The organism is Desulfovibrio sp. 3_1_syn3, assembly GCF_000145315.2.
GTDB lineage: Bacteria > Desulfobacterota > Desulfovibrionia > Desulfovibrionales > Desulfovibrionaceae > Desulfovibrio > Desulfovibrio fairfieldensis.
Genome location: NZ_ADDR02000001.1, coordinates 1,500,860 through 1,513,723, shown reverse-complemented (window position 1 = coordinate 1,513,723; position 12,864 = coordinate 1,500,860). Strand labels below are relative to the sequence as shown.

At 59.6% G+C, this 12,864-nt stretch carries 6 protein-coding genes and 1 tRNA gene; 3 read left to right on the top strand and 4 right to left on the bottom strand.

What is annotated here, in order from left to right; all coding sequences use genetic code 11:
- The first annotated feature begins 10 nt into the window (after window positions 1-10).
- Both HMPREF0326_RS06450 and HMPREF0326_RS06445 read left to right on the top strand, forming a co-directional pair.
- Window positions 11-86: transfer RNA gene (locus HMPREF0326_RS06450), tRNA-Ile, on the top strand.
- Window positions 87-248: 162 nt separating this feature from the next.
- Window positions 249-1,439, top strand: a complete 1,191-nt coding sequence (locus tag HMPREF0326_RS06445) for a tyrosine-type recombinase/integrase (protein WP_008685207.1) — start codon at window positions 249-251, stop codon at window positions 1,437-1,439.
- Between the two features lie 92 nt (window positions 1,440-1,531).
- Here HMPREF0326_RS06445 and HMPREF0326_RS16690 read toward each other — a convergent pair whose 3' ends face one another.
- The gene (locus HMPREF0326_RS16690; RefSeq protein WP_020990334.1) at window positions 1,532-1,765 is read right to left on the bottom strand and encodes a hypothetical protein; all 234 of its coding nucleotides are present in this window, start codon (window positions 1,763-1,765) and stop codon (window positions 1,532-1,534) included.
- Between the two features lie 360 nt (window positions 1,766-2,125).
- Between HMPREF0326_RS16690 and HMPREF0326_RS15520 the strand changes: the two genes are divergently transcribed.
- The gene (locus tag HMPREF0326_RS15520) at window positions 2,126-3,052 is read left to right on the top strand and encodes a Rha family transcriptional regulator (protein WP_008685206.1); all 927 of its coding nucleotides are present in this window, start codon (window positions 2,126-2,128) and stop codon (window positions 3,050-3,052) included.
- A gap of 525 nt (window positions 3,053-3,577) precedes the next feature.
- Here HMPREF0326_RS15520 and HMPREF0326_RS06435 read toward each other — a convergent pair.
- The 3 genes from HMPREF0326_RS06435 to HMPREF0326_RS06425 are packed head-to-tail and all read right to left on the bottom strand — an operon-like array spanning window position 3,578 to window position 12,864.
- Entirely contained in the window at window positions 3,578-10,594 is a 7,017-nt protein-coding gene (locus HMPREF0326_RS06435) for a hypothetical protein (RefSeq protein ID WP_020990333.1), read from the bottom strand.
- Entirely contained in the window at window positions 10,594-12,273 is a 1,680-nt protein-coding gene (locus tag HMPREF0326_RS06430; RefSeq protein ID WP_008685201.1) for a hypothetical protein, read from the bottom strand. Before HMPREF0326_RS06430 ends, HMPREF0326_RS06435 begins: the two co-directional genes overlap by 1 nt.
- Before the next feature lie 9 nt (window positions 12,274-12,282).
- Window positions 12,283-12,864, bottom strand: a complete 582-nt coding sequence (locus tag HMPREF0326_RS06425; protein ID WP_008685199.1) for a virion core protein, T7 gp14 family — start codon at window positions 12,862-12,864, stop codon at window positions 12,283-12,285.

Genomic DNA, 12,864 nt, shown 5'->3' with positions numbered 1-12,864 from the left:
GAAAGCTCTCGGGCCTATAGCTCAGTTGGTAGAGCCTCCGGCTCATAACCGGCAGGTCCCAGGTTCAAGTCCTGGTGGGCCCACCAATGCACATTCCGCCAAAGCCCGCCGAGGTTCGCAAAACCACGGCGGGCTTTGCTTTTGGGAGTTTCCATACTCCGCACACATCCGCTAGAGTTCGTTGACTTCCGATTATTTTGGGGGCAAGTTTGGGGGCAACTACATACCCCTTCGGAGGTGTTGCCCCCATGCCTCTTACAGATACCGCAATCCGCGCCCTAAAACCGGCAGAGAAGTCTACCAAATATTTTGACGGTGGCGGCCTTTATCTTGAAGTTGCCCCCGGTGGTGGCAAGTGGTGGCGGCTTAAATACCGCTTTCAGGGCAAGGAGAAACGCATCTCTTTTGGCGTATATCCCACTATTGGCCTTAAGGAGGCCAGAGAACGCCGAGAGGAGGCAAAAAGACTCATTGCCCAAGGAGTCGACCCCAGCGCCCAGCGGCAAGCCATCAAGGCCAGCTTCACAAGCGCGGAGGCCGATTCCTTTGAAGTCGTGACGCGGGAATGGTTTGACAAGCATGTGGTAAATCTCGCGCCCAGCTATGCCAAAAAAGTACGATCTCTCTTTGATCGCCAGATTTTCCCCGCGGTAGGGGCAAAGCCCATTGCGGAGGTTGAACCTACGGACATCTTGAATGCTGCCCGGCGGGTTGAGCAGACCGGAGCTATTGAGACGGCCCACCGCCTGATTCAGATTTGCGGTCAGGTGTTTCGCTACGCCATTGCTACAGGGCGGACCAAGTACGATGTTTCAACCGGACTTCACGCCGCCCTGCCCAAGGTCAATGTCAAGCACATGGCCGCCCTCACGGACAAAAAGCGCATCGGCCAACTTCTGCGAGCCATAGACACCTATGGAGGCTTCTTTCCTATGCGCTGCGCCCTCCGCCTTGCCCCTCTGCTCTTTGTGCGCCCTGGCGAGTTACAGAAAGCCGAATGGGCTGAATTCGACCTCACGGCAAAGGAATGGAGGCTCCCGGCCAGCAAGATGAAGATGCGCCAGCGCCATATTGTCCCCCTCTCGCGGCAAACCCTAAGCATATTAGCGGAGTTACAGCCCTATACCGGCAACGGGCGCTTTCTCTTTCCTTCCATCCGCACCGAAGCAAAACCCATCTCCATTGAATCCATGCTGGTGGCGATCCGCAGTATGGGCTTTACCAAGGACGAAATGACCATGCACGGCTTCCGGGGCATGGCGTCTACCCTGCTCAATGAGATGGGATATAACCGGGACTGGATCGAGCGCCAGCTTGCCCACGGTGAGCGCGACCATGTGCGGGCCGCCTACAACTATGCGGAGCATTTGCCGGAGCGCCGCCGCATGATGCAGAACTGGGCGGATTATCTGGATAGTTTGAAAGCGGCGAAGGACTGACCCGTGCCGTCGAGCCTGCCTGCGAGGATATTTTGATGATCGTGACCATGGCCTGCCGTGCAACGAAGACGAATTTACGCCGGACATGATTTTTACTTACATAAATAGTAGATTAAAAGAATTAAAAGAAATGGTCCCATCGTTTCAAGACAGCCGTTATTTGTGCAATTTTTACTTTCTTCATCGTCACGACTTAAAAAATAATCGCATACATTAGTATCTTCGGTTTCGCAATGATGCTCTTCGCAATACCCATATTTGCAATGCTCACAAAGTCCGCACAGGTGAAACATATCTCTTGCTTTATAAATATCATTTTTAGACATATGCTCTCCTTACCAGCAAATCCTAATTTTATCTCTACCCTCCTCACTTTCTAGACTCAACAAAAATCTTGACTCCCCCTCAATTTTATGGCGTTGTGTCTTCACGGTGCTTGAAAACACCTCTAGGCGGACAACGCCGCCCGACAGATTGGCGCTTTTTTTGTGCCCTTTTCTCAAAGTCAAGATTTTTCTTGGCGATGTTTTGGGCTAGAATCGCAACCATTGTTGCCGGGTGTCCCCGATATGTCCAAGCCGCAAGGCCAAAGGCGGGGAGCAGTTCCTAGAGCTGTTTTCAACACCCGGCATTTTCTATTGGAGAAGATGCCTTCAGGAACTTGAAAATTCCTCTAGGAGCTTCCTATGTCTCAAGCCCAACTTCTCCCCACCGAACACTTTTCCCCGTCCGTTTCCTTAATCGAAGGCCGCCCGGCCACTACTTCACTTGCCATAGCTGAACACTTCGGCAAACGGCATGATTCTGTTCTTCGGGATATTCGCCGTATTTCTTCGGAAGCCCCCGAAAATTTTAGCCTCCACAATTTTGTGGAGACCCCTTACACCGATCTTCAAAACGGGCAAAGCTATCCATCCTTCATCGTCTACTTCGACGGCTTCATCTTGCTCGTCATGGGCTACACCGGAAAGCGCGCTCTGCAAATCAAGCTGCTGTATATCGCCGCGTTCAATGCCATGCGGGATGAGCTTGCCGCCCAGCGTGAAGTCGCCCTCCCCGAAGTGCCCCACATCCAGATCACGCCCTCGACCCCGACCAGCCGCAAGCCTCTCCGTTCTCTGGTCAACGCCTGGGCATGGATCAGCGGCCAGCATCACGAATCCCTCTGGCCGCAGGTCAAAGCGCACTTCCAGCTTGAGAGGATCGACGACCTACCGGAGGAGTGGATACCCGACGCGCTGGAATGGGTGCAGGGGAAGATCGACGAACAGGAGAAGGTAAAAGCGCTCCCCGCGCCGGAGACTTTCCCGGCACCGTCCACGGCCCTGACTTTCCGCGCGGACTTCCCCGACGACATGGGCAGTGACCGCAAGGAGGCCATGCAGCGCATGGAGCGCATAGCGCGTGAGATGCACGCCAGCTTCGGCGTCGTGCGCAATATCGTCCGCCTTGGCTGCCATCCGGGGACCCAAACAATGCGCATGCGCCCGGATGAGCGGGAGGCGTATGGAATCCTGGAAAACCTCTATGTGGCGGCAGATGAAAGCCTGTGCGCCGCCTACAATGCGCTTGAGGCCGGGTACAAGCTGGGCCGCCTGTATGGGCGTGGATAACGAAACAGGACAAAGGCCGGGCTTGTGAGGGTCCGGCCCTTTCCTCGGCTTGTCAAAAACCTCAAGCCTCCATACAGTCGGAATATGAAACGACGATTTTATTCAATCCTCTGCATGCTGGCGGCAACAATCGTCTATGCGCTGGTGGTGTTACAGCCGTGGTCATACGGATACTCATTTTATAACATATATGGAGGGTGGAAGTGTTATCGTGAAACATCGTTTTTAGGCCTCTATATAGGGGAATACGATAGGAACTACTGTGGATTTCTTAGAATATTAAGTATAATGAAATTTTCTGAGAAACATATTCGACGCGACCGCATGTTCCCTCCAGATTACGTCCTTACCACCCGCCTAAAAAAAATGTGCTCGAGTAACGACCTTGATAAAACAAAGCACCTTCCCCGCACCAACCTTTCTCGCGGGGACGTGCAAGAGATGGGCAGAATTAAGGGCTACGAGGACACCGTAGGCAATCTGCTTCAATAATCACTTCGTTGACAGTCCCTCGCCGTCATAGCGTCAATAGCTGTTCGGCCTCGGCATGAGCGGCGACAGCGGCGTACCTTTCCCCTTCTGCCACTGTTCATAACCACGCACGGCGTTCCTGCCGAGGCGGCTGACAGGGACCTTCAATTCAAAGCTGATGATGTCGGCCAGCGACAGCGCGAGGCCGCTGCCGTTGCCTTTGTGCAGGGCGGCGCTGGTGCGCTTTGCCATCTGCCAGGGCTGGTCGTAGACCATCGAAATGCCGCGCCATGTTTCGCCGGTGATCAGCGCCGTGACAGGGCTGCCGAATACCGGCACGCGCATGGCCGCGGCGTCCAGCCAGGCCCCGGCCATATTCTTTCCCCACTTCTTCGGGTCGTCCTCGCCGTAGGCCAGGGACAGAATGACGCCCATGGCCACGCCCTGAAGCGCGAAGTCGTACATTTCGTATCGGGCATACCGCAAAGCCGCCCGCATTTTGCCTCCGGCGTTCGGCGCTTTTCCCCACGCCTGGCGCAGGGCCCCCGCGTTGTAGGCCCGGCGTTGCGCGAACAGCACCACGGCGGAGGAAAAGATATTCAGAAAGCGCGCCATGCCGCGGCTGCGCAGGAACTGACTGCGGCTGGACGGGTTGAAGTCGGGGTTGACGGCCTTCACGGCCATGTCCGCAGCGCGCACCGCCGCCGTGTGGTGGTCGCTGGACGGGTCGATGCCGGGTTTGCCCGCCGGGCTGTTCATCAGGGCCGCCATTTCCTTGTTGTACGCCGCCATCCAGATTGCCGAGCTGGTAGCCATGTCCACGCTGATGAGCGGCAGCATCCCGGCCTCGACAACATCATTCCATGTCAGTTCATTGCCCAGCAGCTTCACGGCCTTCTGCCGCGTCCGGGCGTCAATGCCCCGCATGCTCTTGCGCAAATCCTGGTCGATATTCGCAGCGCGACTTTTCATGTAGGGCGATATTCCCCAGATTTCCTTTATGAGGGCATAGCCCCCCTTGGCCACGGCGGAAATGCCGCGCATCGTGTTTGACGCGCCAAGGTCGTTCATGGCCGGGAAAATGGCCGTAGACTGCAAAAGGGCCGTCTTGAGGTTGAAGGCCAGCCCCCAGGGCACAAGGCGTTCCCGCAGCCAGTCGGCGGACTTGCTGATGGCGTCCGTCGGCGGGCGTTCTTCCAATACAAGCCCCTTCAGGTTCGGCCTGATGGATTCATAGTCCTCACGGCCGAAGGCGCGTATGTATGCCTGCGCCCACTCCGGCGCGCGCGTCACACGGTCGGCGAAGCGCGCGATTTCCGCCATTTCGATGAAGCGGCATACGTCGTTCAGGTGCGACATGACGACGCCGGTTTCCAGCAACAGGGGCGCGCCGCCTCCACTGTTCGCTCTGGCCTTGGTGAAGCCGCGCTTTGCCGCGGGGGCTGCGCATACCGCCTCGGTGCGGACAATGGCGTCCTGTTGCTCCTGGCGCTTCTTCACTTCTGACGATAATCCGGCGTCATAGACGGCGGGATAATACCACCCCGCCAGATTCACGGACAGCCCGTCCACGCGAATGGTCAGGGGCCGGGCGTCCACCCCGCGCGGCGCAAAGCCGAACATCTTCTTATGGGTCGCCTGAATATCCGCCCACTGGCCATGCAAAACGTTTCCGATCTCCTGCACGTCCTGCCAATCCTGCGCCGACAACAGGCCGTCATTGCCGCGCCCCTGCCAATCCGGAAAGATCAGGCGCGTGGCGTCGTCGCCGATGAGATGCGACAGTACCTCCGGCGACATGTCGGGGTAGCCCCCGCGCAGACGTGTGACGTTTCCCTCATTGCCCAGGTTCAGGACCAGGGCGAGCACCCGGTCTGAAGTCCAGTTAAGCTTGCCGCCGCGGCGCATGATTTCCGGCACGGGCAGCGGCTTGCCGTCCACGGCGAACGTCTTGCCCAACTTCGCTTCCCAGGACTTCGCGCTTTCGACCAGGCGCTTGAAAATCGGGTCAAGGCGCTCTTTCAGTCCGGACATGCGCACCTGATAGCGCGCTTCCCCGTCCACGATGCCGCCCCAGAGACGATCTTCATTGATGCCGCGCCTGCCGTCGGGGCCGAGGTTTGAAAAACCGTCGGCCTGCCGGAACTTCCATTGAAGAGAGGAAATCATGTTGCCGAAGAATGACCGCATCCACCCCTGCCACCGATGCCAGGCCGTGCCCTCGCGCGCCACGGAAAGTTCCTTCAGGCCGGACATGGCTTTCGCGCTCTCTTCCGCCACCTCCCGAATCTTGGCGGCCTCGTTTTCCCGGTTGGCGGCAAGTCCTTGGCGGCCCATGTGTTCCAGCATGGACAGAACATCCTTCACGTCCTGAAGCTGTTCCGCCGACAAATCCAGATAATGCGTTGCGGCATTGTCAGCCAGCAACCATTCGGCAATGGCGGGCAGGCCGTTGATTTCGGCCGTGTCTTCACACAAGGAGGCCACGGCATCGGAAAGCGTGACGGACTCCCCTTCCACCCTCTTGCGCGCAGGCGCGAGGCGGAACCGTTCAAGCATGTCCTGAATGGCCGTCCACGCCTCCGGCAACACCACGCTTCGCTTCAGGGCGGCCAGCCGCGCGGCATTCTTCTCGAACGCCTGCCGTTCCTTCACAATGCGGTTCGCCTCGATCCAGCTTTCCAGGGCGACGCGCGCCCGGTCCACGGCGGCCAGCGCGTCTTGCGCATTCCCGGCGGCCAGCGCGGCATTGCGCTCCTGCAGGGCCTTACGGACCTCGCCGACAAACTGATTGGGCTGAATGTCGCGCAGCTTTTTCCCGCGCAGGACGGCCTTCACCCGCCGCCGCACCTCGGCCAGCGGGGTGCGGTGTTCCTCCACCCAGCGGGCTTGCTGCTCCTTTGTGCGCCAGCCGGAATCCTGCCGCGCGGCCAGGCGCAGCACCGTGGCTTCCACTTCCTCCAGATATTTGCCGTATGCCTCTCCCGGCTCGTCGCCCGCAGCTTCGGCCCGGGCGTCATCGTCGGCCATACGCTGATCGGCATAGGCGCGGGCATCGTTCACCATATTGCGGCGCCGCACAACCACGTTGTCGTAAAGGTAGTTGTACAGCCCGTCCGCATCGGTCAGGCCCAGCGCGTCGGCGCGCTCGATGCCGCCCACGATGTCGCCGATGCCCACGGCATCCAGGGCCACGCCGCCGTCCTTGCTGATCAGCCGCCTCCCCTGCGCCGTCTTCAGGAAATCAGCCACAGCCGCCTTGCCGTACTGGCGTTCCAGCCAGTCCCGGCTGATGCCGGAATAAGGGTTGCCTTCCTCCACCGACAGAGCCGCCATAATCTCATAGAACACGTCGCCGCGGGCAATCTCCTTGCCTTCGTCGAAATACGCTTTCCAACGCTTGTTGCGGTCCTGCAGCGTGGCCTTGTCCATGCGGGCGGTCACTTCGGCCTCGGCGCGGTCGTAGAGCTCCTGGAGGCGTTCGTACTCGCTGTCCTGGTTCAGCGCGGCCTTGTAGTTGATTCTGTCCGTCAGGGTCCACTCGCCGGACTCGTCCGGAGCAAGCCCGGTTTCAGCCTCTTGCACGGCGGAAAGGAATGCGCCCTCATCGGCCAGCGCGGCCCCGGCCTGACTTTTGCGGAGAGCTTCATCCGTGGCAAGCATGCGGTCGAACACGCGGCGCACTTCCGGCGAAGGCTTTACGCCGTGGACGGTCGCCAGGCGATAGATGGATGCAAGCCATTGCCGCATCTTGTGAAACACGACCGCCAGCTTTGAGGACGGGGCCTTGCCCTCGCGCATGTATGCCTCAAAACCGGCCGCATTGACCTCCTGAAGCGTCCGGACCTGTTCTTGGGTAAGCTGCCCTTGCAAGGCCTCTTCCAGCGTCACAGAGGGCAAATCCACGCCGATGGCCTTGCTGTGCGCCTCGCGTTGGGCATTGGCGTTCTCCACCAGCGCGGCCAGATCTTCGCGCGCCTGCCACAGCCCCGTCTTGTGCTTGTTCCACCGCCGGCGAAGGGCGCGCTGGCGGCGCTGGCGCAGGGAATCGTCAATGGACGTGTCTTTGTTGACGACCGTTATCTCACGGGCATAAAGCTGTTCGGCCATTCGGCCGCCGTCCATGACCACGCGGATCAGATCATTGATGAAGACGTGCGCGCCTTCGTGGATGGGCGTTGAAAGATCTGAGGCGTCTTTGAAAATGGAGGTGACGGATCTGCCGTCGGGGCCAAAGGAGATGGCCCCGCGTTGCCGCTGAAAGAAACGATTCCCCCCGCTGTCGTTGACATCCTCAAGGAGCGACCGTAAAGTATATTCATGAATGCCTGCTGAGGGCCGATTGACACCGGATTTCCGGAGGGTATCGGAGTTACCAGCAGGCATCTCTTTTTCAAGCCTGTGGTGATAAAGCTTAATAGGGTTGTCGTCTGCGAAGTGTAGAGTCCCGTCCTTGAACTCTTTTACTGTCATCTTGACGGAATAATCTTTCTCCCCAATGCGCAAGGCAGCCTGAAAACGGTGCATCTGTTTCAGGTTGCCATCTTTACTCTTCTTGTCCTCATAGCTCTCGACCAATTTGGCTTCGCGCATGAGTTCAGGCAAAGCGGCAACGGCCTCAAGTTGTTGCACACCATCAACTGCGTCGGCATCACCAAACTTCATGTGTTCATGAAAATCCTTGGCAGTCATGCCGACCGTCAGCCCTGTGTCCTCATTGACCACACCGGCCTTGAATTCATCCAGAACGGCAGCCCTGACCTCCTTGGGGAAGCGCTTGCGCAAGACTTTGGCATTCTGCCCCCCAAAGCGCGGCCGCACCGTCACCACAGTTACAGGGGCGTCCAGGTCAGTGCCGGGGTTCATGGGGTGATACAGCGCATTGTCGCCGATGTTGTCCGGCTCGCCCCGCACAACGCTCCGTTCCTTTAACATCATGACCGGGTCCATGCCGTAACGGTCGGCAAAGGTCCGCGCCTGCTCCGCGTGCAGAGTGGCGTAATATTCAGCTACGTGAGGCGCATAACCCGCCTGCACAAATTCATTTTTCAGGCGCGTGCGCTCCCTGGCGACTTCCGCCGTGGCCCTGCCGGCGGCGCGGATACGTTCGGCCGCGGCTTCGGCACGCTTCTGCGGGTCGAACTCCTGTGCTTCGGTCAACGTCATGCCGCCGGGCTTCATGCGGGCATTCTGCAACAGAAAGGCCCGGTCTTCTCCATTGAAACGCGACACCAGCCGCGCCGTGGAAACCTTCACGGCTCCGGCCTGGACCTGAAGCGCCTCCGCCACCTCCCGCGCCGTCAGCCCCAGAGCTTCCAGCCTCGCGCCGTCCGCCTCTATGAATTCCTGCACCATGTCCACATCCAGCCACAGGGAGCGAGCGCCTTCAGAAATGAGCTTGTCCGCCTCCCGCTCGAAGATTGCCGGATCGGCGGCGCGCATGGTGGAACCGTCGGCGGCTTCGGCCAACTGCGCCAGAGATTGCGCGAAGGACATGCGCTGTTGCGCCTCTGTGGCTTCCTGCGCCACGGCTTGCACTTCCGCGCGGGCCGCTACGACCTCTTCAGATGCGGCTGCCTTGGTGACACTCTCCAGGAGGCGTTGGCGGGCGCGTTCGCCGCCCACCTCTCTACGCGCATGCACTCCTCCGATGCCGCCGCCCATGAGTCCGCCGAGGATAAAATCTTCAAGCTGCTTTGCGGCTTCGCCAATATCCGAGAGGATGCCGCCGAAGTCTTTGCCCTTGGCGGCTCCTTCCACGCCCGCTTTGACAAGATTTTGCAGCCATTCCGTGCCGCCCTCGAATAAATAGGCTTGCCCGGCCCGCTTGCCCACATAGGAGGCGGTGGCCTTGATGCCGCCCTTTGCCGCCTGCAGGATTGCTTCCTTCGCGGCTTTCTTTACCGCGACTTTGCCGCCGAAAATGCCCGACAGGCCAACCACGTCCAATGTGCTCATGGCTGCGCCGCCCAGCAGGGAATAGAGACGTGTTCTGGAATTGTCTTCCATCCCGGCGTCCAGCAGATCCGTGTAGACCTCATTCCCGTTCATGACGAGGCCCGTCAGCCCGGCGGCGGCAGCGCCGCCCTTGGCATACGCGCCGAGAATGGGAAGCATGGACGCCGCAACGCCCGGCGTGTTCTCCATCCACCAGCGGGAATCAAGCAAGACGTCGGGATTGTCCCAGACAGTCATACCCGCCAGAGGCGATTCCGCGTTGATCTCTTTCCGTCGCTCGCTCAATTGCCGCACCCAGTCGCGCATGGTGTCCGATGTTTCCAGCAGGAACGCCGACACGGGCTTGTTCGCCAAATCCGCAGGCTGGTAATTTTCATCCACCCCACGCGTCAGAGAACCGAAGCCTTCCAGAGCCAGCCGTCCCAGATTGATCCCCTGCTGCAGAAGCATGATTCCCGCGCCGCCCAGGCCCCTGCCAAAGGCATTCATGCGGGATTCCGGGTCAGATATGGTTTCAAAGGCGTTGTTGACGGCATTGGCCGTGGCAAGATCGTGCCGCCAGAGTATGGCGGAATCGTAGTCGTACTGCACCAACCGCAGGAAGCCGGGGGCAAATTCCTTCACTTTGGCCGGGGTGTATTCCCCAAGCATGTCCCTGGCCTTGTCCAGATTGTCCAGCGTCATGCCGAGGGGCATGCCCAGGGCGGCCGAGGCGGTTGCGGCCGTAAAAGCGTCATCCTGGCTGTACTGCGAGGCGGCGTTGAGCGCAAAAGATGCGCGCAGCAGAGCGCCCGTGCCGTCATCAGTTTTGCCTTCCGGCAAAAGTTTATGGCGCAACAATTCGCGCTCGACCATCTGCCCCCGCAGCGTGCCCGTGGAAAATTCCGGCGCGGGCTTTTCTTCCGGCGGCGTGTACCATGCGGCGGTGGGATTGCTCCAGGGAAACTCCTTCGGCTCCTGCTCCGGCGCGGGCGTCAGCGTTTCGCGCGCCCGCTGCTCCATCATGCCGGGCCTGGCGTCCAGGGCGGCAGTGATGCCGCCGGAGGTGTTCACGGCATCGGCGGGAGCATCCACTGAAAGCGGAGTCACATTGTGTTTGGGCAGACTGGTCATCAAAGTTCCCCTCGCTCCGCAAGTGTTTTATTGTATTCCCGCTGGATATCTTCTTCTGTCGTGGGTTCGCCTTTTTCTATCAGGGAACGCTTCATCTCTTCCCGCATGAAATCCGGCACGGGAAGGTAAACGTCATTACGGCCAGCGGCTTCGCGCGGGCTGTACTCATTTTCCCCAAAAATCCAGCCGGGGCCGCGTAGTCTGGCCAACTTCCCATATATCCAGTTGCGCTGTTCCTTTTCGCTTTTGAACTCGCCATTGATGCACTTTTCTTCCAACTCAGCCCTGATTCCGGCGAGGTACGTCTTGTCGTCTTCGTCTTTGGGATCAAGGCCGGACCTTGCCGCCATTTCATCGAAGTAGGCCGTGCGCCGCCGGTTGGCTTTCTTTTGTTCCTCATCGACGGCAAAAGAGCGCAGCGCCTCAATATCCTTGGCGTTGATCAACGTGGCGTACTTTGTCGAAACTTCGTCCATGCTCATTCCCCCGGACACTTCTTCCTTCGCCTTCGACAAGGCGACGGGATCAGTCATCATTCCGGTGGAAAGAAGTTTGACGGCGTTGTTCATGGCTTCCTGCGAAGCTCCGCTCTTCAGGAAATACTCGGAACGCTCCAGGGGAGACATATCTTTCACCTTCTCCGCGAGCGCGCGCCCGGCGGCGGCATTCTGGGCGTCAAGCCGTCTAGCCTGAAATGCCAGTTCACCCATGGCCACAGACGCCATTCTCTGTCGCCGTTTGATGTCAGGTTCTTGGGCAATAGCATCCATAACTGCCGATTCCCGCTTGTCCTGCGGCATTCCCGCTGTGTCTTGCAGCAGGCTTGCGACACTACCCAGCGCTCTTTGTGTCTCGGCCCGTTCCCGTTCCGCCCTGGCCTCGGCCTCCAGGCGTCTGCCTTCGCGCTGGATGGCGGCTTGCAGCTTCAGGGCATTGGCGGCGCCGATTTTGTCCTTGTAGTGCAACAGGGCCGTGCGCGCCGTGCTCAACTTGCCCGCGTCGATCTGGGCGGCGATGGCCGGGGTGATGGATTCCGACAGCGCATCCTTGATGAACTGCGCCCTGGCCGCTTCGCCCAGACCTTTGCGGTTGGCGATGCTTTCTGCGTTTTTGCAGATGCTGTCTATCGCGGGTTCGGCGATGGACGGATTGGTCAGGTTTGCCACCAGGACTTCCCCACTGGCCTTGATGCCCGCCACGTCTTCGGCGTTCCGGAAAACAAGGCCCTGCTCGCTGCCGTAGTCCGCGGCCCACTGCCGGAAGCCCGCCGCCTTCACCTCAGCCAGGGCATTGAACCGTCCGCGCTGGAAATCGTTCATGCCCTTGGTGAGTTCGGCCACCTGTTTTTTCTGCCATTGCTCATATTGCGCCCCGGCGTCCATCCCGGCTTCGCCCTTGTTCTTGGCCATCTCGGATTGCCAGGCGAGGAAGTTCTTCTGAAGCCCGCTGACGGCCTGCTGCGCCTTGGTGGTGTTGTAGTCATCGTAAATGACGGCGGCGGTGTCGGCGGCTTTGGTCAGGGCCGCGCCAGCCTGCTGCCACTGCTGACCGGCGATCCGGCCGGATGCGCCGATGGCCCCGGCCGTTCCGCCGTAGTCGCCGGGATTCAGGCGGCCGCCGAGATTTCCGGCGCGCCCGGCATAGCGGTATTGCTCATTGTATTCGGGTATTCTGGGCATGTTTTTCCCCTATGGCTTGACCTCTTTGAGGGCATTGTCGGGCTTTATTCCTTTGGTCATGTTGTAGTAATTGCCGCCCACGTTGGCCAAACCGCCCACCAGGGTGGAACCCGCGCTCATCCAGGGGTTGATGCCCCCGGCCATGCTGGAATACTGTTTGGCGGCACTGGACTGCGCAGCGCCCTGCTCCCGGTAGTTCCAGGCCTCAAGCCGCTTCTGGTAGTCAGCGTCCAGGCCCTGCTGTTCCAGCTTCAGGGCGTCGATCTCGCCGCTTTCCGCCGTGTCCAGATTCAGGTCAAGATTGCCGCCCACGTCCACCACAGCGCCGGAAGCGCCCTGCGCCGCGCGTTGCGCCCCGATGACTCCGGCCACTTCCTGCCGTTTTTTCAGCTTGTCTTCGTAGCCTTCCTTCTTGGCCTGCCGTCCCTGTTCCTCGGCGAGTTGGGCGTTCTGTTCCGCGATCCGGGCGTTGCGGGCGGCTATTTGGCTTTGATAGTTGGCCTGCTGCTGTTGGGCCTGGGAACTCTGATAGGAGCCGTAGGCGCTGCCCAGCGCGCCAATAATGCCGACGACAGCCGTAGTTACAGCCAT

What these genes read in the sequence shown, in the direction of transcription:
- HMPREF0326_RS06435 (WP_020990333.1), bottom strand. Translation starts at nt 10,594, where the DNA reads ATGACCAGTCTGCCCAAACACAATGTGACTCCGCTTTCAGTGGATGCT.
- HMPREF0326_RS15520 (WP_008685206.1), top strand. Translation starts at nt 2,126, where the DNA reads ATGTCTCAAGCCCAACTTCTCCCCACCGAACACTTTTCCCCGTCCGTT.
- HMPREF0326_RS06430 (WP_008685201.1), bottom strand. Translation starts at nt 12,273, where the DNA reads ATGCCCAGAATACCCGAATACAATGAGCAATACCGCTATGCCGGGCGC.
- HMPREF0326_RS16690 (WP_020990334.1), bottom strand. Translation starts at nt 1,765, where the DNA reads ATGTCTAAAAATGATATTTATAAAGCAAGAGATATGTTTCACCTGTGC.
- HMPREF0326_RS06425 (WP_008685199.1), bottom strand. Translation starts at nt 12,864, where the DNA reads ATGGCTGTAACTACGGCTGTCGTCGGCATTATTGGCGCGCTGGGCAGC.
- HMPREF0326_RS06445 (WP_008685207.1), top strand. Translation starts at nt 249, where the DNA reads ATGCCTCTTACAGATACCGCAATCCGCGCCCTAAAACCGGCAGAGAAG.